19 protein-coding genes and 4 pseudogenes are annotated in these 22,785 nt (G+C 60.1%); 5 read left to right on the top strand and 18 right to left on the bottom strand.

Going from position 1 to position 22,785, the window contains the following annotated elements:
* The first annotated feature begins 120 nt into the window (after window positions 1-120).
* Genes V6U71_RS03795 through V6U71_RS03785 form a run of 3 tightly spaced genes read left to right on the top strand, consistent with a single transcriptional unit; the run spans window position 121 to window position 3,296 of the window.
* Window positions 121-1,128 (top strand): DUF7064 domain-containing protein, encoded by a 1,008-nt coding sequence (locus V6U71_RS03795; RefSeq protein WP_242446151.1) that lies wholly within the window; start codon window positions 121-123, stop codon window positions 1,126-1,128.
* Window positions 1,125-2,255, top strand: coding sequence for a phosphotransferase family protein (locus V6U71_RS03790; RefSeq protein WP_411341036.1), 1,131 nt, complete (start codon window positions 1,125-1,127; stop codon window positions 2,253-2,255). Before V6U71_RS03795 ends, V6U71_RS03790 begins: the two co-directional genes overlap by 4 nt.
* Window positions 2,256-2,294: 39 nt before the next feature.
* Window positions 2,295-3,296 carry a DUF7064 domain-containing protein gene (locus V6U71_RS03785; RefSeq protein ID WP_411341035.1) on the top strand — a complete coding sequence of 334 codons (1,002 nt, stop codon included), beginning with the start codon at window positions 2,295-2,297 and terminating at the stop codon, window positions 3,294-3,296.
* A 196-nt stretch (window positions 3,297-3,492) separates the two neighbouring features.
* Here the strand turns inward: V6U71_RS03785 and V6U71_RS03780 are convergent, their stop codons facing one another.
* Together V6U71_RS03780 and V6U71_RS03775 are read right to left on the bottom strand one after the other, a co-directional pair.
* Window positions 3,493-4,590 (bottom strand): phosphotransferase family protein, encoded by a 1,098-nt coding sequence (locus V6U71_RS03780; protein WP_105998676.1) that lies wholly within the window; start codon window positions 4,588-4,590, stop codon window positions 3,493-3,495.
* Window positions 4,591-4,657: 67 nt separating this feature from the next.
* Window positions 4,658-6,853 carry a TonB-dependent receptor gene (locus V6U71_RS03775; protein WP_411341034.1) on the bottom strand — a complete coding sequence of 732 codons (2,196 nt, stop codon included), beginning with the start codon at window positions 6,851-6,853 and terminating at the stop codon, window positions 4,658-4,660.
* A gap of 487 nt (window positions 6,854-7,340) precedes the next feature.
* On the opposite strand from V6U71_RS03775, the pseudogene V6U71_RS03770 reads away from it, so the two are divergent.
* Window positions 7,341-7,557: pseudogene (locus V6U71_RS03770) on the top strand (ATP-binding protein); the annotation flags it as partial.
* A 269-nt stretch (window positions 7,558-7,826) separates the two neighbouring features.
* Here V6U71_RS03770 and V6U71_RS03765 read toward each other — a convergent pair.
* From V6U71_RS03765 to V6U71_RS03740, 6 genes and pseudogenes are all read right to left on the bottom strand, one after another.
* Window positions 7,827-8,852: an IS110 family transposase gene (locus V6U71_RS03765; RefSeq protein WP_058537102.1), complete on the bottom strand. Its 1,026-nt coding sequence runs from the start codon at window positions 8,850-8,852 to the stop codon at window positions 7,827-7,829.
* Window positions 8,853-9,101: 249 nt separating this feature from the next.
* Window positions 9,102-9,422 (bottom strand): annotated as a pseudogene (locus tag V6U71_RS03760) (ATP-binding protein); the annotation flags it as partial.
* A 211-nt stretch (window positions 9,423-9,633) separates the two neighbouring features.
* A pseudogene (locus V6U71_RS03755) lies at window positions 9,634-9,954 on the bottom strand (ATP-binding protein); the annotation flags it as partial.
* A 58-nt stretch (window positions 9,955-10,012) separates the two neighbouring features.
* Window positions 10,013-10,117 (bottom strand): annotated as a pseudogene (locus V6U71_RS03750) (2-deoxy-D-gluconate 3-dehydrogenase); the annotation flags it as partial.
* 342 nt (window positions 10,118-10,459) lie between these two features.
* Window positions 10,460-10,885 (bottom strand): ROK family protein, encoded by a 426-nt coding sequence (locus V6U71_RS03745; protein WP_411341033.1) that lies wholly within the window; start codon window positions 10,883-10,885, stop codon window positions 10,460-10,462.
* Between the two features lie 11 nt (window positions 10,886-10,896).
* The gene (locus V6U71_RS03740; RefSeq protein ID WP_411341032.1) at window positions 10,897-11,559 is read right to left on the bottom strand and encodes a glycoside hydrolase family 68 protein; all 663 of its coding nucleotides are present in this window, start codon (window positions 11,557-11,559) and stop codon (window positions 10,897-10,899) included.
* Window positions 11,560-11,793: 234 nt separating this feature from the next.
* Here V6U71_RS03740 and V6U71_RS03735 point away from each other — a divergent pair, with 234 nt between their 5' ends.
* The gene (locus V6U71_RS03735; protein ID WP_411341031.1) at window positions 11,794-12,258 is read left to right on the top strand and encodes a MarR family winged helix-turn-helix transcriptional regulator; all 465 of its coding nucleotides are present in this window, start codon (window positions 11,794-11,796) and stop codon (window positions 12,256-12,258) included.
* Here the strand turns inward: V6U71_RS03735 and V6U71_RS03730 are convergent.
* From V6U71_RS03730 to V6U71_RS03685, 10 genes are all read right to left on the bottom strand, one after another.
* Window positions 12,251-13,447: a CaiB/BaiF CoA transferase family protein gene (locus V6U71_RS03730; RefSeq protein WP_411341030.1), complete on the bottom strand. Its 1,197-nt coding sequence runs from the start codon at window positions 13,445-13,447 to the stop codon at window positions 12,251-12,253. The genes V6U71_RS03735 and V6U71_RS03730 overlap by 8 nt on opposite strands.
* 4 nt (window positions 13,448-13,451) lie before the next feature.
* Complete coding sequence (locus tag V6U71_RS03725; RefSeq protein ID WP_411341029.1) at window positions 13,452-14,627, bottom strand: acyl-CoA dehydrogenase; 1,176 nt, start codon at window positions 14,625-14,627, stop codon at window positions 13,452-13,454.
* Between the two features lie 16 nt (window positions 14,628-14,643).
* Window positions 14,644-15,834 carry an amidohydrolase family protein gene (locus tag V6U71_RS03720; RefSeq protein ID WP_411341028.1) on the bottom strand — a complete coding sequence of 397 codons (1,191 nt, stop codon included), beginning with the start codon at window positions 15,832-15,834 and terminating at the stop codon, window positions 14,644-14,646.
* Window positions 15,835-15,854: 20 nt separating this feature from the next.
* The gene (locus V6U71_RS03715; RefSeq protein WP_411341027.1) at window positions 15,855-16,439 is read right to left on the bottom strand and encodes an amino acid synthesis family protein; all 585 of its coding nucleotides are present in this window, start codon (window positions 16,437-16,439) and stop codon (window positions 15,855-15,857) included.
* A gap of 5 nt (window positions 16,440-16,444) precedes the next feature.
* Window positions 16,445-17,032 (bottom strand): amino acid synthesis family protein, encoded by a 588-nt coding sequence (locus tag V6U71_RS03710; RefSeq protein WP_411341026.1) that lies wholly within the window; start codon window positions 17,030-17,032, stop codon window positions 16,445-16,447.
* Between the two features lie 10 nt (window positions 17,033-17,042).
* Window positions 17,043-17,933, bottom strand: a complete 891-nt coding sequence (locus tag V6U71_RS03705) for a UPF0280 family protein (protein WP_411341025.1) — start codon at window positions 17,931-17,933, stop codon at window positions 17,043-17,045.
* Window positions 17,933-19,411: a hypothetical protein gene (locus V6U71_RS03700; RefSeq protein WP_411341024.1), complete on the bottom strand. Its 1,479-nt coding sequence runs from the start codon at window positions 19,409-19,411 to the stop codon at window positions 17,933-17,935. The genes V6U71_RS03705 and V6U71_RS03700 overlap by 1 nt, the downstream gene beginning before the upstream one ends.
* Window positions 19,412-19,536: 125 nt before the next feature.
* Window positions 19,537-20,394 (bottom strand): ferredoxin--NADP reductase, encoded by an 858-nt coding sequence (locus V6U71_RS03695; RefSeq protein WP_411341023.1) that lies wholly within the window; start codon window positions 20,392-20,394, stop codon window positions 19,537-19,539.
* A 5-nt stretch (window positions 20,395-20,399) separates the two neighbouring features.
* The gene (locus V6U71_RS03690; RefSeq protein WP_411341022.1) at window positions 20,400-21,830 is read right to left on the bottom strand and encodes an aldehyde dehydrogenase family protein; all 1,431 of its coding nucleotides are present in this window, start codon (window positions 21,828-21,830) and stop codon (window positions 20,400-20,402) included.
* A gap of 108 nt (window positions 21,831-21,938) precedes the next feature.
* A complete protein-coding gene (locus V6U71_RS03685; RefSeq protein WP_411341021.1) occupies window positions 21,939-22,781 on the bottom strand; it encodes a fumarylacetoacetate hydrolase family protein in 843 nt (280 codons plus the stop codon).
* Window positions 22,782-22,785 lie beyond the last annotated feature (4 nt).

The following is a 22,785-nucleotide window of genomic DNA, read 5'->3' as shown; positions in this document are numbered from 1 at the left end:
CCGCCGCAGCAGCAGCCCTGTTGACGGCGGAAAGAAAATATAATTAGCTGCATAATTAATGAACGAACGATTCCCGGGTTTCGAGGAATCGCGCGCAATGCGCAATGAAGGGACGAGGCCATGGAAATTTCGAAACTGTCACCGCTGCCGGATGATGTCGAGCTTCCGCACGATCCTGGGGAAGATCCGCAATGGCAGGAAAGCATTGTCCTTGGCTGGGCCGATCCCTCCCAGGAAATCGGCGGCTTCATCCGGATCGGCCATCAACCGATCCTCGGCCTTACCCGGTCCTGCTTTGGCGTGACCTCGCGTAACGGGCTCAACTATTCCCGCACAGCTGAAGGGCTTCCTCTTCGCGAAGCCGACCGGACCGTCGACACGTTCCATGCCGATGGTTTCCAGTCCGCCACATTCGGCGTCCGCTCAAGCCGGTGGCGTGCCAGCGACGAGAATGTCGATCTCGATATCCAGGTCCGCGATGTGCACGCACCCTATGATTTCTGGGACCTCACTGGCATGCGGAACGAAACGAGCCGCGTGATGGCAGCCAATCATCTCCAGGCCGGCGGCACTTTTTCGGGGTCCGTTCGAATCGGCGATGAGCCCGAGCGCGCCATTTCGGGCTTTACCTATCGCGACCATAGCTGGGGCCCACGGCACATGGATAACCCCAATGCCGACATGTATGCCGCCTGGTGGCTCGTGGGCTCGCTTGGTGAGGATTTTTCTTTTGGCTTCGGCGGCGGGCGCATGCGCTCCGGGCTCGAAAGTCTTTTCGGCTATATCGTAAAGGATGGCGAAGTGGACACCGCCGTGATCGAGGATGCGTCCGTGCTGATGGCATTTGACGGGCTATCCAATCGGGGCGGAACCGTCGTGGCCGTTTCGGAAAAATTTGGCCGGCTGACGTTCGAGGCCGAAGGATATGGCAATGTCTGGCTTGAACTTGGTCAGAAGCATTTCGAGATGGCGATGCCATGCACAATACGTTGCGGCAATCGCACGGGCGGTGGCCTCATCGACACGATCTTGAACCCACGCAATGGAACCGATCGTCCGACCTTCGTGGCGAGCGGCAGACTCGACAACGGTCTTTACCGCAGTCGGGCCGGGTTGAATCATCCATGAGCGGCGCGCAGACGATCGACCGCGAGGCGATGCGGACAGGCCTTCAGGCCTGGCTGCGGCAGAAATTCGCCGAACTGGGCGACCTGACCTTGTCGCCCCTGCGTTTTCCCAGCGGCACGGGTAACTCCGCTGAAACGATGTTCGCTACCATGGCTTATGAAGCCGATGGCGAACATCGTGAACGCGCACTCGTCATCAGGCGACAACTCGCCGGGACGGACCTTTTCCTTGACGCCGATATCAGGCTGCCGCACCGGATGATGGAGGCGCTCGCGCTCCACCCCCATATTCCTGCCCCGCGCGCGCTCGGTGTCGAACCCAACCCGGCGCCGATCGGGAGCCCCTTCCTCGTGATGGAGGCGATCGAAGGACGGGTCGTTGACCAGGTGCCGAATTATAACGTCGAAGGGTGGCTCGCCGATTTGCCGATCGAACAGCGACGCGAGATATGGCTGCGAGCGATCGGAACGCTGGCGCGGCTCCACCGGATCGACTGGCGGCAAGGCTTTTCCTTTCTGGACGACCGCCAGCGGGGCGAACCCGGCATCGATCAGTTCCTTGCCTGGACCAGAGACTGGTATATCTGGGCCAAAGCTGGTCGCCGGCTCGAAGTTGCCGACGCCGCCCTCGACTATCTCATGGCAAACAAGCCGCGGGACACCGATGTCAGCGTCCTTTGGGGCGATCCGACACCTGCCAATATGATGTTCGGACCCGACCTCAGCGTAGCAGCCCTGATCGACTTCGAAATGGCTTCCCTCGGTCCCGGCGAAGCAGATCTCGCGTGGTGGCTCGAGGCCGAGGAAAATTTCTCGACGCTGTCGGGGGTAGCGCGGCTCGAGGGTCTGCCAAGCCGCGCCGAGATCATCGCCCATTACGAAGCCGAACGCGGTCGGCCGGTTGCCGATCTGGACTATTATTCGATGCTCGCCTGGTTCCGCATGAACATCGTGGGAATTCGCTTCTCGGATCGCCTCGTCGGCGAAGGGCGGATGCCAGCGGGGACGGACGTGCTGACAAACAATCCCGCGACGATGCTGATGGCGCGCAAACTCGGTATGCCGGACGCATCGCCGGGCGAAGGTTTCATGGCGATGGTCAATGGCATGGCCGGTGCGGGGGCGTGATCTTTAGTCATTACAAACAGAAAAGAAGGGATTGAGGTAATGGAAGCCGTGTTCTCGGATCATTGGGATTGCCCGCACCAGTTCAGCGACGAACCTAGCTGGCAGGAGAGCGATTGCTACTGGTTCTATGATGTCAAATTGGGCGTGGGAGGCTTCCATCGCATCGGCCAGAAGCCGAACAAGGGCACCGGCCAGCTGATGCTGTTCGTCTTCAAGACGGGCGGTGAACGATTTGTCCTCAACAGCGCCCCGCGCAACGAGGTACAATTGGGTGCGGACGCGCGCCAGTCCCGCAAGCAGGTCGTTGGCAGCCACACGGCCGAGGCTCTCGGCGACGGCAGGATGCGCTACACTTGGGACGAGCCTGAGTCTTCGGCTGATATCGAATTCTACGAGAGCTTCTATACACCGCGCAACTGGCCGTCGGGCAAGAATACAGAGCATTTCGAAGAAGCTACCAATTCCGATGGTCACCTCGAATGCGGCGGCCGCATTCGCGGGAAAGTCCGAATTGGCGACAATGAATATGAAATTGACGCTTTTGCCCATCGCGACCGGTCATGGGGGAAGCGAAGCGACAGCGCGCCCATGATGCACCGATATCGCATGTACACCGGCACCTGTGGTTCCGAACTCAGCTTCGCGGGCTTCTTTCTCGATTTCAACGAAACGACCCCGATGACAATGGGCTTCGTCGATCGCAACGGCAAGCAGGAGGCGATCACCAACCTGCGGGTTGCCGTGACCTTTGATTATGATGGCCTGACCCCGCTCGGGAGCATCGGCATCATGACGCTTGAGTCCGGCGAGCAGCTCAGGATCGAATCCAAGGTCGTTCAGGGGTTCCTCACACCTCTGCCGGCGATGGGCACATTCTCGCAGGACAATATCTCGACCTTTGAATATGGCGGGAAAACAGGGTTCGTCGATCTCGAAATGTGTACGAATCCTGGCCGGGGTTCATATATCCCGAACCAGGCGGACGTCAGTTTTCTTGCGATTGACGAGGGGCTCAGCAAGGCCGAGGATTATATTATTTGAATCGACGTGGGTTGCCGGCGCCCGGAAAAGGCGCCGGCACGGCGACGCCCAGCCGGCAATCGCGTTTGAGAATGCGCGAAAGTGCCGGACCCGATGCTAATGATAGAGGGGCCGCGCAGCTGGCAAGCTGCGCGGCCCCTGTCCATTGTGTTGCTTCTCGGGCCGGGTGCTGTCCGCCATGCCCCGATCCGCGGCGTCAATCGCCGTATATGCGTTTCGCGTTGGCGAGTTCGGCATGAAGGTGGGCGAGATAATAGGTCCAGACCTGTTCGAAGGCTGGCTGGAAGCTCCGCCCCGATAGCAGGATGCACTGCGTCTTGAAGAGAGGAAACAGTTTGAAAAAGTCATAATGTTCCGCCGGAGCGCCGGCCTCTTCCTCGAACCGAGCAAGATATTCTGCCTCGGTCGGTGTCCCGTCGACATGCTTGTCGAGCTGTTTCATCGTCTCGGTGAGGAAGACGATGAGCGCAAGGTCGGCCTCATTATGGCCGAGATAGGCGAGTTCCCAATCGAGCACAGCCGCAAGCCGCCCGTCGCGAAACATCACATTCGCGATCTGGGAATCGCCCTGTACAAGCGTTCCCTCGCGAACGGCTGGCTGGTGCGCGACCATCCAGCGGTGAGCCTCGACGATGGGGTCGAGCTTCGGATCGTCCGGCTCGGAGCTTAGTTTTGCTTCCGCGAGGAACCAGTTGAGTTCGCGTTCGATATCGGTTTCACCGCTGCCGCGCGCGAGCAGATGCGGCAGTTCCTCGCGACCGATCGCCTCGCGGCGCAGGCGACCATGAAAGCCAGCGGCTTCAAGCATCATCGCCTTGCGCGCTTCCGGACTGACGTCGGCGAGCGGCCCCTTGGAGTACATTGCGGACGCGGGAGGCGTGCCCTCGATCCGCGCCATGACGAAGGACGGATAGCCGACAGCCGAACCGTCCGCGTCAAGCCATAGCGGCTCGGGCACGGGCAGACCGCGCTTGTATGCCGCGACGAGAGTCAGGAACTCGTCAGAAAAGCTCTTCTGTTTGATCATGGTCGTGCCAGGTGCGTAACGCGCGACCATGTCTTCCCGGCGACGCTCGCCGCTCCGCCCGAACTCGGCCGTGAACAACAGAATGCCGTTGCTGGCACCGGATGATTGCGGGACAATGAAATTGCTGAGCGTGACGGGGCCTTCGATGCCGGGCTGCGCAGCAATGAAGGCTGCCAGCCGATCTGCGTCAATTTCCGGGTAGCCCGACTTCGCAGCCGCGACCGACTTGTCGTAGAACCCCTGCAATTCTTCAGTTTCCGCACTCATTTCAAATCAACTTTCCGTGTTCAATATTCTTCGGCGACGGGCCGGCCCGCAGGCCGGCCCTGGTGCCTCAGCGGATTTTCAGTGCCAGTTCCACACCATAGGTGCGTGGCGGATTATAGACCCCCGTGACCCCATTGAGCTGCACCACAGTCCCCTGGATATAATTTGTCTTGGTGATGTTCCGGACAAAGCCACGCACGGTGACCAAATCATTGGGTTCGTACGTCACGAATGCATTATACAGTTCATATGCATTCTGCCGCAGCGAGGGATCATTATATTCGCGGAGGCGGTATCCGCTTGTGAAATAGGCCTCGCCGCGAAGCGTGATCTTGCCCGAGCCGACGGGAAATTCGAGTTGCGTGCCGATCGTACCGGACGCACCCGGAGCCTTGTTGAGAGCCCGTCCCGCCAAATCGGTACCATCGGGCTCGCCAAAGATCGCGCCACCCGTCGACAGGAAGCGCTTATATTCGCTGTGTACGAAGCTCGCGTTGCCATCGAAGCTCAGCATATCATTGACCTGCAGCCGCCCGTCGATGTCCAGCCCGTAGATCTCGCTTTTCGGAGCGCCTACGACATTGGTCCCGAATATCGTCGACTGCTCGACCGAGATATTCTTGTAATCATAGTAGAAGGCCGAGAGGTTAAGCGTCGCACGCCTGTCAAGAAACCGCGTCTTGAGTCCCGTCTCGATGGCGTTGACCGTTTCCGGTTTATACTGATTGCCGCAGGTACTGTTGGAAAAGCCGCCGGACTTGTACCCACGCGACAACTGCCCATAGGCCATGACATCGTCCGACAGATCATGCTGCAGGCCTATGCGTCCCGTAGCCGACCAGTCGGTCACGCGCTGAAGCGGTGCGCCCGGACTGCAATCGGTCTGAACGACCGTGCCGCCGGGAAGCTGGAACGTCACCAACAGATCATTTTGCGACCGCTCGTAAAGACCCCGGACGCCACCAAACAGCCGGGTAGCGTCGCTCACGCTGATCGTGGCATCTGCGAATATGGAGGCGCTTTCGCGCTTCGAGCGGCCGTTGGACAAACGGATGAGTGCGGACGGGCTGCCAAGCAGCCGTCCGTCGAGGGTAACTGAGCCGGTCGTTCGGTTGATTTCATTATAGTAAAAGGCCCCCACCAGCCAGTCCACCGGCCCACTGTCGCCCTTGAGGTTGAATTCCTGTGAGAAGGTCGAAACCCGGACACCCTGGGCGATCGGAATGGTCAGATTTGCAAAGATCGGGTCATTCGGATTTCCTTGCGCCAACGAGTCCAGCGAATTGTAATTGACGCGCAGGCGAGAAGCGCCGGTGATCGAGACAAGATTTACGTTGCCGCCGAGATCGAACGTGTTTTTCAGCGATGCCAGCGCGATGGACCGATTGCCGTCAAAAATGAGCGGTGAGTTCAACCGGCGAGGGGTGACGATCGTATCCTGGATCGGCAAGGACAGGCGGTTGAGGTCATAGGGCTGACGCACCGGGCCGTTGCTGGCTTCGCGCCGGTAGGTCAGGCGCGCTTCCATATCCCACCCGGGCGACACGTCGGCGTCGATACCGAAACGGCCACCGATGTAGCGCAGATCGTCGAGATCCTGGCCGGTCTGGAGATTCTTGACATAGCCATCGCGTTGGCCACCTTCGATGTAGAGCCGCGCGCGCACTCCGTCGCTAAGCGGGCCGCTGACATAAGCCGAGCCTTTGAGGTCGTCATAATTCCCGTAGCCCGCCGTAACGCCCGCTTCGAACTCGCGGGTAGGCGCCGCCGATATGAAGTTGACGATACCCGCCGTGGAATTCTTGCCGTAAAGTGTCCCTTGCGGGCCACGCAGCACTTCGATCCCGCCAAGGTCGAACTGGCCGAGGCCAGCGCCCTGAGGGCTCGAAAGATAGACGCCGTCGAGATGCAAGGAGACCGAATTTTCGCCCGCGCCGGTCGTGAAGGTGGTGCCGACGCCGCGAATGGAAATGTTGGAGTTGCCGGAAACAGGGTCGAACTTGAGGCCCGCAACCGCCCCCTGAAGCTCTTCAAGACCGCCAATCTGGCGATCCTCGATCATGCCCGCGTCGAGCGCGTTAATTACTGCAGGAACATCTTGGAGATTCTGGGACCGCTTCTGAGCTGTCACAATAATTTCGTTTAGCCCCGTCGAACTTCCATCGGTGTTGGCCGAGGCATCACGGCTTGCTGGCGCCTCGCTTCCCTCGGTAGTGTCAGCCGCGCTGGCAGACGTCGATACACCGAGCATGATGCCCGCCATTGCCAACGCGGACACTGTGGCAAGCTGGTTTGATCGATTAATCACTTCAGTCTCTCCCTTCCCATTCGCGCGTCTCGGCGCGCATCCTTATTTTTGCGGGCTGTGATCTTTGAGGCGCAGACATGCAGCGTGCCCAGCGGCTAAGCGGTAGGCGCCGCACACACGGCTAAAATCTTCAAAAATATATGATCTTCCATCCTCCCGTCGACTAGCTCAAGCCAGCCCCGAAACCCGCATAGTTTCAACTGGTCTGCGCCAGCATTCAGGCATAAATCCCCCAAGTGGTCATAATTGTCAATATAATAACGTTTTCGCCAAGCTTGCTTTTCAATTCGCCCCTTGAGTTGGGCTGATTGATCGGAAAATGAAGTTTGATCGCAACCCCGCAAAGCGCTCGATCCTGATTTGCCGGCAGACTTGTCCGCGCCGGAAACGCAGCATCCGCCACATCAGAAATGGCGACACGCCGCTAAGAGGGACCTGGGCCGGCAAGATCGGGACCTTGGCAAAGCAGTTGTTACGGCTCGACCTGATGCTGCTCGATAAGCTTGGATATCCGCCCTTCAGACGAAGGGAGGGCGCTGCTCCCTCTGATCAGCAAGGCCTATGAGCGCTTCAGTGTGCACATCACTACAAACCCCGCGTTAGCAGACTGGCCCATCATCTTCGGTGATCCCAAGATGACTACGGCGCTGCTCGACCGCGCGATCTCGTCAGGACCGGGGAGGAAAGCCAGCGATGTCAAACGGCCCTTTAATTGCGGGTTTCTGTCAAGCCTGTGTATTGATCCGAACCGGGGTCATGGTCCTTTTCGAGGTCATGGCCTCATGATGATGTCCGGGTCGGGTGCCTCAACGTGCGCAACGCGGTCCTGGAAGTCCGCAGCCGTTTGAACGAGGTCACCGCAACCACCGTCCCGGTGGATCATCACAGGTCTGGCGTCAGTCCTGCAATTTCAGGGTAGGTATGACGGTCAGGCAGGCCGTTTCCCCCATTCGAACTCGGTTCCATCCACCCAGATGCAATGAAGGATGATAGCGAGTTTTCGGGCAACGGCGACCTGCGCTTTCTTCATGCCACTTCGCTTTGCAAGCCGCAGCCCCCACGCCTTAAGCGAGCACCACCGCTTGGTTCGATGAAGCAGCACGCTGGCCGCCTCGAACAAATAGGTGCGCAACAGCCGGTCGCCCCAGCGCGAGACTTTTCCCGTTACGTCCATTTCACCCGATTGCTTTCGGCGGGGCGTGAGCCCGAGATAAGCGCCGACCTTTGCCGCATTCTGGAAGCGCGTCGGGTCGTCGATCGTGTGACGATATGTCAGGGCCGTGACGACGCCAATGCCTGGCACGGTCATCAGCCGCCGCGTCGTTTCATCCTCACGCGCAAGCTGGCGAATGGTTCGATCGATCCTTTCCAGCTCGCCGCAGGTTTGCTTGTGCACGGATAGCAGCGGGCGAAGAATGGAGCCGAGAGCATGGCCATCGGCGATGAGGTCGTTGACCCGCCGTTGGAACTGCCCGCCGGCTGCGCGTGGAAAGAGCAAGCCGCATTCCTTAAGCATAGAGCGCATCTGATTTTCCAGATCGCGTCGGACTCGCACCAATCGGGATCGACACACGAGGATGGATCGCGCAGTCTGGCTTTCCTCGCTCTTGACGGCAACCTCTCGATACCAGCCGACTCGGACGAGTTCCGCCAGGCCTCGAGCATCATTCTCGTCGCTCTTGTTCATGCGAACGGACAGGGCCGCATGGGCGTGACGCGCATCGATGCAGACCACGGGCAAACCGGTGCGCTTGAGTTCATGCCAGAGCCAGCTCGACATGGCGCCAGTTTCAAGACCGACGCGTTCGGCATTGGGAGCTTTCCTGGAGATGACCGCCGCCAGCACGCCCGGATCGGATTTCACCCGGCCCTGGTGAATGGGCCGTCCTGCCTCATCGACGATGCAAATCGACGTTTCCTTTTGCGACACGTCCAGTCCGACATAGTGCTTCATGGCGATGCTCCTCCGTTACGATGATTTCTCGTACCCTGCAGCTGTCGCGCCCCAATGGGAACAACGGCAGCAATTACGTCATCGTGTTCAAAAGGGACCCCCGATCGGCGTCGAAGAGGGACCCCTTTTTCGGATATGATGCTGGTTAGTTGAGGGTCGCCTTGCGCTGCGTGCGGCGGAGGGCGGGCGTAGCCCGACCGGAGGCGCGCGCAGCGCAAGATAGATTTTTGAAGGCGCCGAAGGTGGCGGTCAGCTGCGGTTTTTGAAGCACCAGCTGTCGTTGCCCGTCTCGATGATATCGCAGTGGTGGGTGACGCGGTCGAGCAGCGCCGTAGTCATCTTGGGATCACCGAAGACGGTGGGCCACTCGCCGAAGGCGAGGTTGGTAGTGATGATGACGCTGGTGCGCTCATAAAGCTTGCTGATGAGGTGGAACAGCAACTGCCCTCCGGAGCGGGCGAACGGCAGATAACCGAGCTCGTCGAGCACGATCAGGTCGAGCCGCGACAGCTGCGCCGCCAGGGTCCCGCCCTTGCCGATCCGGGTCTCCTCTTCGAGGCGTGTCACCACCCCTCCGGCGAAGGGAAGATTGCACTTCCGCAAGCGCATCGACACGTGTTCAAAAGGGACCCCCGATCGGCGTCGAAGAGGGACCCCTTTTTCGGATATGATGCTGGTTAGTTGAGGGTCGCCTTGCGCTGCGTGCGGCGGAGGGCGGGCGTAGCCCGACCGGAGGCGCGCGCAGCGCAAGATAGATTTTTGAAGGCGCCGAAGGTGGCGGTCAGCTGCGGTTTTTGAAGCACCAGCTGTCGTTGCCCGTCTCGATGATATCGCAGTGGTGGGTGACGCGGTCGAGCAGCGCCGTAGTCATCTTGGGATCACCGAAGACGGTGGGCCACTCGCCGAAGGCGAGGTTGGTAGTGATGATGACGCTGGTGCGCTCATAAAGCTTGCTGATGAGGTGGAACAGCAACTGCCCTCCGGAGCGGGCGAACGGCAGATAACCGAGCTCGTCGAGCACGATCAGGTCGAGCCGCGACAGCTGCGCCGCCAGGGTCCCGCCCTTGCCGATCCGGGTCTCCTCTTCGAGGCGTGTCACCACCCCTCCGGCGAAGGGAAGATTGCACTTCCGCAAGCGCATCGACACGTCGCGCCGCAAGGACAACATGGGCGCCTGCGCTCGCCAGCACGGCGGCAAAATGTGCGCCAAAGCCCGACGAAGCACCAGTGACGAGGGCCTTCTTCCCGGAAAGATCGAAGGTCATGATATCCTTTCCCGACTTGCATGTCGCATCGCTGATCACATAAATTTGCTAAATAGATAACATTATTTACCGAGCAAGTTTTTTGATGAGGGGAATGAGATAGCGAGCCTGTCAATGCGCGAAGAATGTCAGCCGGGGCGCAAAAGGGATCCGCGCTCGCATATCCAAGCATCTTCCTCGGAAGCATATCGACGACATCTAAGTAGAATTGTCAGAACAGAGTTCTGATCGACGCGAGCCTTTGTGCCGTGGGCACGAGGTTTTTACGCCCTAGAATCCGGTGATTGCTGGGTGATTGCTGGTTGGATTACCACTGGGATTATTCCCCATAAAATCTATATTTTACAATATTTTAATTGAATAGGGGCATGAAATCAGGTAGCAGAGGCTGTCGAGCCCGTGTCCCGCTCCCCAGCGCCATTCGGCAAGGGCCGCGGCATTGACGTCGGTGTCGATCCGCCACGGGCAATCCGCGACTGTGCTCAGCGCTCCCGCTATATCGGCTCCGCTCCAGCCTGCCTTGGGTGTGGCGAGCATTGTGCCAAAATCCGGCGCACCCGGATCAAGCCGCAGCGGACCGAAAGAGGCAATTCCGAGCGCGGCAAATTCCTCGCGCCCCTTCCACCCCTGGAGCGTTTTGACGAGCGCGGCGAGCGTTTCGTCGGGCGTCGTGGTCGCAAATCGCGCGCTAGCCAGAATCTCGCTCCCGCGGGCAAGGACGGCCAGCGCTTTCGTCCCTCCCAGTTCGATGCCGGCAATTGTCTCCATACGGACCATAGCTATCGCGCAACCCCTGCCGTGTCGCCTGCCAGCCGCAGATGGACGAACGGCGCGAACGCGCCGCCGAAGTTCCGGACATCGCCGCCGCCCCAGTCATCGACAAAGCTCGTGACGGACAAGTCGGGCAAGACGAACCAGCGATAGGCCTGCGCCGGCGCGGCGTCGGGATTGGCGAACACCAGCCCGCTGCCATTGACCGGGCGCCACCCCTCGAAGAGCGCGGGCGATACCATGGCGTAGAGCCCGGTCGGACCGGAAGGCCCCCACGGCGCGAAGACATGACGCTGCGTCGACCAGAAGAGATAATAGAGGCCGGCGTGGAAGATGATGTGCGGTCGCTCGAGTTCATTGTTGAGGGTGTCGGCGCTGACGATTGGCGGGAGAAGGGTCCAGCCCTGCTCGCCGCGTTGCCGGCGAACAATTCCGATGACGCCGTTGTATTCGGACCGCGAGCGCGCCTGCGATCCCGCGAACAGCAAATAATCATCGTCCCCCGCCGCATCGCGGAAGAACGCAGGATCGCGGAACGCCTTGATCTTCCCGACCTCGCTCGGGCCGCCGCAGGTGGACATATAATGATCGAGGTCGATCGCGACGATTTCTTCCAGCTCGCGCCAATCGCAAAGCCTGGGTGCCTCGCCCGACAGGTCGAGCGTTGCCAACGCTGAAAATAGACGCTGCTCGAAGGTCAAAATCTGTTCGCCGCGGCGCCCCGTAGCGGTAAAATACAGGGTGACGGTCGCAAGATCCGTGAAACAGCCGTCTCAAGTTAGCCGTCATCGGTCCGCAATAAATCGAGAGCGCCAGCATGGAATTCTCAGCGCCGTGGTTAGCCAAACACGGATAGGGTGGACAAGAGACTGGCGAAGCACGCCGTTGTCGACTAGCAGCTAATCATGAGTAGACAAACGACATCCGAGGACGAGGAACCTGAGCAGCCTCAGAATGGCGATTATCACGTCGATGATCAGATCGGCTTATTGATCCGCCGTGCCCATCAGCGAGCTAGCGCGATCTTCGCCCAGCACTTCACCCATTCGGGCTTGAGCCCGCTACAATTCACCGCCCTGATCAAAATCCGCGACGAGGGTCGTGTGTCGCAGAATCAGCTCGGTCGCCTCGTATTTGTCGACCCTTCAACGATTATGGGGGTCGTTGCGCGATTGCATGATCGAGGGTTTATACGACGATTGCCTGATCCCCGCGACAAACGCCGGATGCTCCTTACCATTACTTCCACCGGACTGAAGCTAGCCGAGGATCTCGAGTGCGTAGGTCATGAAGTGACCCGGGCCACCCTCGCACCGCTAACAATGAGCGAGCGTGCCCAATTGCATGATCTGCTATCAAAGCTCAACTGACGGCAATTACCCGGCGCTGCATCAACGATTCGATTGTATCGCGGTCAATATCGAGCACATCGCGCAGCACGCTTTTGCTATGCTGGCCCAGCTTGGCTGGAGTTCGCGGTTGCTCGGCAGTCGACCCCGAGAAGCGCAGAGGACCGGCGACGCTGAACCCAATGCTTGCCGGCATCCGCAATCCGCGATGGATTGCTTGCGGATCGTCAAGTGCGGACGCGATATCGTTAATGGGTGCGTGCGGTAGCCCAGCTTTCCCGAAGATTGTCACGCAGTGGACAGTAGAATATTCTCGCAACACGCTTGCTATCTCTTCAACCATGACCGACCGGTTGGCTACACGCGCTGCGTTGGTACGGAACCGATCGTCGGTGGCCCATTCTGGCCGCCCAATGATTGTCGCGAAATCCGCGAACTGGCGATCGTTCCCGATGGCAAGAACGATTTGCCCATCGGCGGTATCGAACACCTGATAGGGCACGATATTTGGATGTGCATTGCCCAGTCGTCCTGGCACCGTTCCGGAGACGAGATAGTTTGATGCCTGGTTCGCAAGTGCGGAGACGGCGACATCGAACAGGGCCAGATCGATATATTGACCCACTCCGGTCGAAGCGCGCTGATGAAGCGCAGCGAGGATGGCAATCACCGCGTGCAAACCGGTCATAACGTCTACGAGCGCAACCCCCACTTTCTGGGGCTCGCGATCTGGTTCCCCGGTGATGCTCATCAACCCTGACAGCGCCTGGATCATTAGGTCGTAACCGGGCTGCGCGGCGCGGGGACCATCTTGCCCGAAGCCAGTGATCGAACAATAAACGAGCCGAGGATTAATCGCCGCGAGGCTGGCATAATCAAGCCCGTATTGCGCGAGCCCCCCGGTCTTGAAATTTTCGACCACGACATCCGAACGCTTGGCAAGTTCGCGGATCAGATCCGCGCCTTCAGGCACAGACATGTCGATCGCCACCGAAGACTTGTTTCGGTTTGCCGCCATGAAATAAGCTGACCGCTGTTCTTTTGGATCGCCATACCACGGCGGCCCCCAGCTGCGGGTGTCATCACCGCTGCTCGGCCGCTCAACCTTGACAATCTCGGCACCAAGATCACCCAACATCTGGGTAGCCCAAGGGCCGGCCAAAACGCGACTCAGGTCGAGTACCCGGATGTTCTCAAGCGGCCGGGTCATGACTTCAGAAAGCCGCGATGCCGGTAATCGTGCGGCCGAGGATCAGGCCATGGATATCATGCGTTCCTTCATAGGTGTTCACCGTCTCGAGATTGACCAAATGGCGAATGACGTGAAACTCATCCGCGATACCGTTACCACCGTGCATGTCGCGCGCCACGCGGGCGATGTCGAGCGCCTTGCCACAATTGTTACGCTTGATCAGGCTGATCATCTCTGGCGACCAATTGCCCGCGTCAATCGCCCGGCCAACCGCCAGCGCCGCATTGAGCCCGAGCGCGATCTCGCTCTGCATATTGGCCAACTTTATCTGAACAAGTTGCGTCGCCGCAAGCGGTCTGCCGAATTGCTGGCGATCCAGCGTATATTGCCGGGCGCGGAACCAGCAATCCTCCGCAGCGCCCATCGCGCCCCAGGCTATCCCGTAACGCGCCTTGTTGAGGCAACCGAACGGACCGGCCAGTCCCTTCGCGCCCGGCAGATAATTTCCCTCGGGAACAAAAACGTCATCCATCACAATCTCGCCCGTGACCGACGCGCGCAGCGACATCTTGCCTTCGATCTTGGGGAAACTCAGACCCTTCGCCCCGCGCTCAAGCACGAATCCTCGGATCACGTCATCCTCGGTCTTAGCCCAAACCACAGCAACGTCGGCAATCGGCGCGTTAGTGATCCACATTTTCGAACCGTTCAGGACATAGCCGCCATCGACCTTTTTAGCGCGCGATTTCATCCTTCCGGGGTCTGACCCCGCATCGGGCTCCGTAAGGCCAAAACAGCCAATTAAGGTGCCCGCGGCGAGTCCCGGCAGCCATTTCTCGCGTTGCGCCTCGGTTCCATAGGCGTGGATCGGGTGCATCACGAGTGAGGACTGGACGCTCATGGCCGAACGGTAACCGGAGTCAACGCGCTCGACCGCGCGCGCCACAAGCCCATATGCCACGTGGCTGACACCTGCGCACCCATAGCCCTCGATGGTCGCGCCGAGAAGGCCGAGTTCGCCCAGTTCGCTCATGATCTCGCGATCAAATCGCTCCTCACGCGTCGCCGACAATACGCGCGGCAACAGTTTGTCGCGAGCATAAGCCTGGGCAGTTTCGAAAACCAATCGCTCCTCGCTGGTAAACTGCTCGACCAGACGAAAAGGATCATCCCACAGGAGAGGGGTCATTGCGGTCATCGTTGCTACCTTCAGATTAGAGAATGATGGGAATTCTGTCTGCAGGCGGGGTGTTGCGGCTGCGACCGCATCGTACGATGCCGTCGATCATGACCATGCCGACCCCAGGAATGTCGCCCAGCGCGACGCTATCCAGCATATCCCGCCCGGCGCTGTGTTGCGCCTTGTCCAGGAACACGAGATCGGCCGGACGACCGACCTCTATCAGCCCGCTCTCCAGCCCGCGGATGCGGGCGGTATTGCCCGTGGCAAAACAGAACACATCTTCCGGTCGCAGCCCGCCGAGGCTGGAAAGCAGTGCGATCAGCCGCACGATGCCGAGCGGCTGGACTCCCGAACCCGCCGGACCGTCCGTACCCAAAATGACGCGATGCGGACATTTCAGTTCGACCGCGGCTTTGGCGGCAGCGATACCTGTCTTTTCGTTACCGTTGTGAACGATCTCGATCGCGCGTGACGATCGCTCGCATAACTCGCACACATGGGCTTCAGATAACGACGTATGCCCACCGTTAATATGCCCGATCACGTCGGCGTCAGCCTCCAGCACCACATCCTTGTCGATCAGTCCCGATCCCGGAATTGATGGGCCGCCAGTGTGGATGGTCGACTGAATGCCATATTTGCGCGCCCAAGCCACCATTTGCGCGGCCTCGGCGCCGGCCTTTACCGAACCCAATCCGATCTCACCCAGCAGGGTGACACCGGCTTCGGCCAATTCACGGAAATCATGCTCCTCCATGCCCTGCTCAATCACCGGCGCGCCAGCATGGACCTTCACCCCGCCGGGCCGGAAATTGGAATAGGCACGCTGTGCAGTGATCGCGAGCGCCTTCAATCCAACTATATCTTTGGGACGGCCGGGGAGATGGACTTCGCCCGCCGAGATCATGGATGTCACCCCGCCATGCAAACTCGAATCGATCCAGTTGAGCTGGCTCTGCCGGGGAGTCCAGTCGCCGAAGACCGGGTGGACGTGACTGTCAATCAGGCCGGGCGCGACCGCTGTTCCCTTGGCGTCTATCACCTGGTCAGCATTGCCGGTGTCGATATCGGCCGACCTGCCCACCCCGGCGATCCGTCCATCGACGGCCACCAGCGTGTCAGCATCGCTCACCGGGCGATCAATGTCGCCCGTCAGCAATAGCCCGATATTCTTGACGACCAGTTTGCCCAAAGGGACTTGTTCGACGACGGGACCAGCCATGTCACATTCCTTTCCCTGATTCAGCGCAGGCCGTCTTGACCGACGATCTCGTCCTTTGCCAGGCCACCGATACGGGGAAGCGGACGACCACTATCGGTGACGGCGACAGCAACCACGATCTCATTTGCGCGCGGCGCATCTGCGATACGCGCCTCGATCGCATCGAAGTGACTGCGGACATAGGCGGCATTCTTGTGACCCAGCGGAATGTCGATAGCAGTGCCGAGCCCGCCGATCTTCTTGGCCGACGGCACCAAGGCCGCGCCGTTCTCGACCGCCACGCGAAGCGGCGCGCCGAGCTTGGGGTGCAGTATCGCGGCGGCATGTTCAAGCTCGCCGCGCTCTCCGACTATCGCCGCCTTGCCGTAGCTTTCCGCCTCCATTGGCGCGATGCCCAGCGCGGCGACCGCGCGCGCGCCGAGCAGGCCGCCCAGTTCCTCGCCAATCGCTATCAATTCGTCCAACCCGGCTGAATAGCGGCCAGCATACGGATTTTCGATCACCGCCATCGCGACCACGCGGCGCGTGGGCGGCGAGACGTCCTGGCCTTGTTCACGGCGCACCTCGTCGACCTGCACGACGATTTTTCTGATATTAGCGGTCATATGCTTTACCTCAATCCATCCAGGGTCTTGACGTCGCCGGCCTGCAGACCGCCGACGCGATCGTGAATGCGCGGTCCTGTCGTCATTGCGAGAATCAGAACCATTTCGTCGTCGCGCGGTGCGCCAGGCACACTCAATTCGATCGCGTCGAAATTGCCACGTACGTAAGAAGCGTTGTGGTGGGTGATCGGCACGTCGAGCCTTGCACCGGGGCCGCCGACCTTCTTGGCTGACGGTACGATCGCCTTGCCACCGCCAATCGGATCGAGAACTCGACGCATCGCATAGCCGCCGGGCACATGCCACAACGCCCCATGCTCCAACTCCCCCGCCGCACCGACGATAGCGCCTTTGCCGTAGCCTGAAATTTGTGTCGCACCGATGCCCATGGCGGCCATGAGCACCTTCGCCACAGTCTCGCCGACCGGTTCGAGTGCGGCCATCATCGGCAGGATATCAGGCTCGTAACGCCCGGCATAAGGATTGGCGACCACGGCCGCCGCCGCGCCGCGCAAGAGCGGGATAGCGGGTGCCGGGCCAAATTCGTGCCGAATTTCCTCGACCTGAGTGAAAATGCGTTTGATCTCGATCATAATGCCTTCGTCATGCTGCGATTGGAGGATGAGACACATTGAGGCCGTCGCTTGCGCTGACTATTCGGCAATGCCCCTGAAGCTGGAGATAGGCCTGCTCGATCAAGCCCCGCGCCATGAGCTTGCGCGCTTCCGCCAGCCCGCTTTCCATCGCCGCCTCGATCGCGCGCGCGTCGAGCGGCGGCACATCACGCGTGACGAGCCGCGCACCGAGATCGCTGTCGGAGTCGATCTGGCTGGCTGGCGTACGCACGATGCGTGGGTCGGCTATGTCGACCGCGTTGGCGATCATCGTCGCCGCGGCATCGGCCGTGGCGGCATCGCCTGCCAGCACGGTCACGCTGTCAGCGATGCCAAGGCTATGGCTGCGGCCACGCCATCCGCTCGTGGCAATACCGCCAATCCCGTCGTCAGCGCCAACCTCGATTACTGCTTCGTGCCGGCTGAGCGCCGAGGCGCCCTCGAGACATAGCCGTGCGATATCGCCGAACACCCCGATGCGAAACCGCGTCCTGCCGGTAAGATGGAGGGCAATGTCTCCGCCATTGTTGACATAGGCGCGACTGACACCCGGCTCGCAGCGGAAGTAACCGATCATTTCCTCGGCAACCGCGCCGGCCACGGCGACCATGGGCGTGATAAAATAGGGTCGATGCATCAATGCCGCACGCCACATCCGGCGCGCTACAGGCCCTTGCGGCTCCTGACCGGCGGACACGTCGGCGCGCAGAAGAGGCAGTTCGGCGGCCAACTCGTGCAGCAACCCCGAAAAACGCGCCCAAGCGCCTTCAATTCCGCCCGAAACAGCATCACCGTCACCATCCGCACCAATGACGAGATCAATCGGCCCATGCTGAAAATGCCAGCGGCCGTCCGGCAAGCGCGAACGCGCCGCGGCCATCATTGCGGCGCCTTGGTGGGAAGCAGCGGCCACGGCTGGTCTCCCGCCCATGCCGCGAGTTGATGATGTGGCTCGCGCAGCAAGTCCTCAACCGACACAATCGCATCCATATGTCCGCCGAGCGCACGATAATCATCGAGCCGCATGGTAAACTCGATCGGCGCTACGATCGCCGGTGTCGGCACATAGCCGAAGCTGTTATTCGGCATCTGGGCCACATCAACCATCACGGTGATGCCGCCGCCCGGCCAGACATAGGTCGGCACCCCGCCGCAGGTAACGTTGACTAGGCGATTTTTGATCGAGCGCGTGAGTGCCACAGGATTTTCCGTCGCGCCCGCGCGCAGAGAGCCGCCCGCCCCCCCGACGAACAGCACCGTCGCCAACGAAGGTTCGCAATTCTCCGCGATGCGCTCAATCACATGCGCAAGCGCGAGCGGCATTGGCTTCGCCACCGGTTGCAGTGCCTCGTCAAGCTCGAAATAGGCGGCATCCTCGCCAGTGGTAGAGGTAATGAGTAGCCTCAGACCCGGCCTCGCGACCTTCGGGTCGAAGCCAACGAGGCATTTGAGCGGATCCGTCAGGTCGGTGCCGCCCCAGCCGGAACCGGGATTCGCGATCTGGAAGTAACGCCCCGGAGTGGAGCGGCGCCCCCCCATCTTGATGCCCGAAGGCGGCATATCGAGGCATTTTCCTGCCTGATGCTCTGTCAAGACGCCGGTGATATGATCGTCAAGGACGACCACCTCGTCGACCAGCCCCCACCATTGTTTGGCGAAGATGCCGATCGTCGCCGATCCGCATCCCACGCGCATCCGTTGCTCTGGTACGCCATTTACAATCGGCGGCTTGCCCGCCTCGACCGTGATTTTCGCGCCACCTTCTATCTCCAGGTCGATGGGCTGCTTGTTGCCCAGCTCCATCATCATCTTGACGGTCGCCCGGCCTTCGGGCTTTGAACCGCCGGTCAGATGGTGCACGCCGCCGAGATTGAGCATCTGCGAGCCATATTCGGCTGTCGCGACGTGACCCACATGCTCGCCTGCATAACGGATCGGTGCCGCCTCGTCCCCTAGATAGCGGTCGGTATCGACCTTCACCTTGAAGCTGCAATAACTGAAAATGCCTTCGGTCACGACGGTGACCATGTCGACATCATCCTGCTTCGACGCGACAATGAACGGTGCGGGCTTGTAGTCCGGATAGGTCGTCCCCGCACCAACCCCGGTCACGAAATAGGATCGCGCACCACTCAGCCCGTCACCCTCCGCGAAGGGAACGATCGCGGTGCCAGAGGCCTTTGCCCGCTCCATCAGCAGCACGGGGTCGACGCGGATCAAATCGCCGGCAACATTGCCCCAACGGTCACATGCGCCAGTCGCTCCGTCTGCGATCTTGCACAATACCGGACAGGCATTGCACTCGACCTTGCCTTCGCGCATCCGCTCAGGCGGACGCGATTTGGCCAACACCGTCACGGCTTTGGGGAAAAGGCCATCCCCTTGATCCGATTTTGAACCCTCATCCACAGAACGCGTCTCCAGTCGCGTTGAACCTATGCCTGCTTGCATGGTCAGTCAATATCATTTGTGTACAAACAATATTATCCCACAAACGCGCGTTCCAGAACATAGGAGCCAGGCGCCGCATTGCTGCCCTCGACCATCCCGTGCTCATCAAGCATCGCCGCCATGTCCTTGTTGAATGCCATCGAGCCGCACACCATCACGCGGGATGCGTCGGGCTGAAAACGGTTGCCAATCAGCCCAAGATCCTCCGCGAAAGCGCCCTCTCGAATACGATCAGTTATGCGGCCGGGCGTCTTGAACTCGCCTCGGGTGACGGTGGGATAATAGACGAAGCGGTCCCGCAACATCTCACCGAAGATCTCGTCATTTCGGATTTCTTCTTCCAGGAAATTCCGGTAGGCTAGTTCCTGCTCTTCGCGAACCGTATGAGTGATAATGATCTGTTCGAATTTCTCGTGCGTATCCGGGTCGCGCAAAACCGAAAGAAACGGGGCGAGGCCGGTACCGGTCCCCACCATGAATAAACGCCGACCCGGCAAAAGCGCGTCGAGCACCAAGGTGCCGGTGGGCTTCCTCCCAAGGAATATGAGGTTGCCCGGTTCAAGGTGCTGGAGACGTGAAGTCAACGGACCATTCGGCACCTTGACCGAGAAAAACTCCAAATGATCTTCCCAGCTTGGGCTGGCGATTGAATAGGCGCGCATCAGCGGCCGATCACCGTCCGTCAGACCGATCATGACAAACTCGCCCGAGCGAAAACGAAAGCTGGGCGGGCGCTCGATGCGGAAGCTGAAAAGACCCTCGGTCCAGTGGTGGACCCAGGTCACCCGCTGGAGATGGAGGTTCTTGGACTCGGCCATTGCGACGAGTTCATCGACCGTTGCGGTCCCGATGCTGCCCGCGCGCGCCCCGAGTGTCTGATGTGATGTCATATGGGTCAACCTATGTAGCTGGTTTTGACAATGGTGAAAAAGTCGCGGGCATGGCTGCCCTGCTCGCGAGGACCAAAGCTCGACTGCTTCCGGCCACCGAAGGGGACATGATAGTCAACGCCAGCGGTCGGCAGGTTGACCATCACCATACCCGCCAAGGCCCGGCGCTTGAACGAGCGGGCATAGCTGAGCGAGGTGGTGCAGATCCCGGCGCTGAGCCCGAACGGCGTGTCATTGGCGAGGGCGAGGGCGTGCTCGAAATCATCCGCGGGGATAACACAGGCGACCGGGCCGAATATCTCCTCGCGCGCGATACGCATCGCATTGTCGGCGTCCACGAACAGGGCGGGCTGAAGGAAAAAGCCTCGTGTCGGGCGGTCGACCAGATCGCCGCCGCAGGCCAGGCGGGCCCCCTCGTCTTGGCCGATCTTAATATATTCGAGATTTTGGCGCAGTTGATCTTCATCGGTCACTGGACCGATTTGGACTTCAGGATCGAGCGCATGGCCTACCCGCAAGTTGGAGACACGTTTGGCCAACGCCGCGACAAAGCGGGAATAGATGCCTTTCTGTACGATCAGGCGCGATGAAGCTGTACACCGCTGTCCCGTGGAAAAAAAGGCACCGTTGACCGCGCACTCTATCGCAACGTCGAGATTGGCATCGTCCAGGACGACCAGCGGGTTCTTGCCGCCCATTTCGAGCTGGAGCTTGGCGCCGCGCTCGGTGGCAGTCGTTCGCAGCAACCTTCCAGTGGGAGTCGATCCGGTAAAGCTGATGCCTGCAACGCGCGCATCCTCCACCAACCGTTGGCCGACCACGCGTCCGCGGCCCATCGCCAGATTGAAGGCGCCGCGCGGCATAGGCGATCGGCTGATGATCTCGGCTAGCGCCCAAGCGCTTGCCGGTACGCTGTCGGCGGGTTTCAGAACGACGCAATTGCCATGTGCGAGTGCCGCCGCCGTCTTCCAGGCGGGTATCGCAATCGGAAAATTCCAGGGCGTGATCAGGCCCACGACACCCAGTGCCTCGCGGGTCACCTCAACGTCGACACCCTCGCGGATGGACGCCAACTGCTCTCCGCCGGTACGAACCGATTCGCCGGCGAAGAATTTGAATATCTGGCCCGCGCGTCGCACTTCGGCGACCGCCTCGATCAGGATTTTGCCTTCTTCGCGCGCGAGTAGATTGCCCAGTTCATCCGCCCGCGCAAGCAGCTCCGTGCCGACGAAGTCGAGCGCGTCAAACTTCGCTTGCGGGGACGCGACGGCCCAGCCGTCTGATGCGGCGTGCGCGCTCGCTATCGCCGCGTCCGTGTCGGCCGCCGTCGCCTGCGCATATTCGCCAATAACCTCGTCGAGATCGGAAGGATTGACGTTTCGCCGAAAACGGTCAGAACCGACCCAATCACCGCCGATCAGGTTTTTATACACCATAGCTCTCCGTTAAGATCGCGCCCTTACCGGCTTGAAGCCGATATCATTTGAGTACCAATGATATTGGCGAGCGAGGCTTGCTCAGAGCATGGGCTCTTTCATAGTAGCTCAGGCTACGCTGTTGGTCAGGAGACCGATCGCGCTCGAAGAGACTTCCACCACGTCCCCCTTCTTCAGATATTTTGGCGGATCGAAACCGATTCCGACGCCCACCGGTGTACCGGTCGCGATCACATCACCGGGGTACAGGGTGATCCCCGCTGACAGCGTTTCGATTAATGTAGGGATATCAAAGATCAGATCGCGACTGATAGCCGCCTGACGCTGCTCGCCATTGACACGGCATTCGATATCGATCGCATCGACGGCAACCGAGTCCGCGGTCACTAGAGCAGGGCCCATCGGACAGAAACCATCGAGCGACTTGCCAATAAACCACTGCTTGTGAAGCTTCTGCAGGTCGCGAGCAGTGACATCGTTGATCAAGGTGTAGCCGAAGACATGAGCCAGCGCGTCAGCCTTACTTACGCGCCGGCAGGTCTTCCCGATCACGACCGCAATCTCGGCTTCATAATCGACCGCTTCCGACACGCCGTCGGGATAAGGGATGAGATCGCCCGAAGCGATTACGGTCTCAGGAAATTTTGTGAACAGGATCGGGTGCTCGGGAATCGCGTCGGCCGCACTTGATGCGCTGGAATCAAAGCCACTCCGCGTGAATTCGTGGGCGTGCGCGTGATAGTTTTTGCCGACGCACAGGATGTTGCGTCGCGGTCGCGGGATCGGCGCCAGTATAGCAACCCCTTCAAGCGGAAGCGTGGCGCCGGTGCGTACTGCCCCGCCAGCGTCAATGAGGGCCAACATGGACGGCGCGTCGAGCAGGTGCAATGTCTCGCCTTCAAGTTCGGCGACATGCTCCTTGTCGTCGTGGCGGATGGAAAGCAACTTCATTACA

The sequence above is a fragment of the Sphingopyxis sp. J-6 genome (genome assembly GCF_046603995.1).
Classification (GTDB): domain Bacteria; phylum Pseudomonadota; class Alphaproteobacteria; order Sphingomonadales; family Sphingomonadaceae; genus Sphingopyxis.
Note: the sequence above shows the minus strand (reverse complement) of the source record. Positions and strands in the feature narration are given on the sequence as shown.

Bases quoted from the DNA above. Each gene is read 5' to 3' on its own strand.
- V6U71_RS03795 (WP_242446151.1), top strand. From the start codon at position 121: ATGGAAATTTCGAAACTGTCACCGCTGCCGGATGATGTCGAGCTTCCG.
- V6U71_RS03790 (WP_411341036.1), top strand. From the start codon at position 1,125: ATGAGCGGCGCGCAGACGATCGACCGCGAGGCGATGCGGACAGGCCTT.
- V6U71_RS03785 (WP_411341035.1), top strand. From the start codon at position 2,295: ATGGAAGCCGTGTTCTCGGATCATTGGGATTGCCCGCACCAGTTCAGC.
- V6U71_RS03780 (WP_105998676.1), bottom strand. From the start codon at position 4,590: ATGAGTGCGGAAACTGAAGAATTGCAGGGGTTCTACGACAAGTCGGTC.
- V6U71_RS03775 (WP_411341034.1), bottom strand. From the start codon at position 6,853: ATGGCGGGCATCATGCTCGGTGTATCGACGTCTGCCAGCGCGGCTGAC.
- V6U71_RS03765 (WP_058537102.1), bottom strand. From the start codon at position 8,852: ATGAAGCACTATGTCGGACTGGACGTGTCGCAAAAGGAAACGTCGATT.
- V6U71_RS03745 (WP_411341033.1), bottom strand. From the start codon at position 10,885: ATGGAGACAATTGCCGGCATCGAACTGGGAGGGACGAAAGCGCTGGCC.
- V6U71_RS03735 (WP_411341031.1), top strand. From the start codon at position 11,794: ATGAGTAGACAAACGACATCCGAGGACGAGGAACCTGAGCAGCCTCAG.
- V6U71_RS03730 (WP_411341030.1), bottom strand. From the start codon at position 13,447: ATGACCCGGCCGCTTGAGAACATCCGGGTACTCGACCTGAGTCGCGTT.
- V6U71_RS03725 (WP_411341029.1), bottom strand. From the start codon at position 14,627: ATGACCGCAATGACCCCTCTCCTGTGGGATGATCCTTTTCGTCTGGTC.
- V6U71_RS03720 (WP_411341028.1), bottom strand. From the start codon at position 15,834: ATGGCTGGTCCCGTCGTCGAACAAGTCCCTTTGGGCAAACTGGTCGTC.
- V6U71_RS03715 (WP_411341027.1), bottom strand. From the start codon at position 16,439: ATGACCGCTAATATCAGAAAAATCGTCGTGCAGGTCGACGAGGTGCGC.
- V6U71_RS03710 (WP_411341026.1), bottom strand. From the start codon at position 17,032: ATGATCGAGATCAAACGCATTTTCACTCAGGTCGAGGAAATTCGGCAC.
- V6U71_RS03705 (WP_411341025.1), bottom strand. From the start codon at position 17,933: ATGGCCGCGGCGCGTTCGCGCTTGCCGGACGGCCGCTGGCATTTTCAG.
- V6U71_RS03695 (WP_411341023.1), bottom strand. From the start codon at position 20,394: ATGACATCACATCAGACACTCGGGGCGCGCGCGGGCAGCATCGGGACC.
- V6U71_RS03690 (WP_411341022.1), bottom strand. From the start codon at position 21,830: ATGGTGTATAAAAACCTGATCGGCGGTGATTGGGTCGGTTCTGACCGT.
- V6U71_RS03685 (WP_411341021.1), bottom strand. From the start codon at position 22,781: ATGAAGTTGCTTTCCATCCGCCACGACGACAAGGAGCATGTCGCCGAA.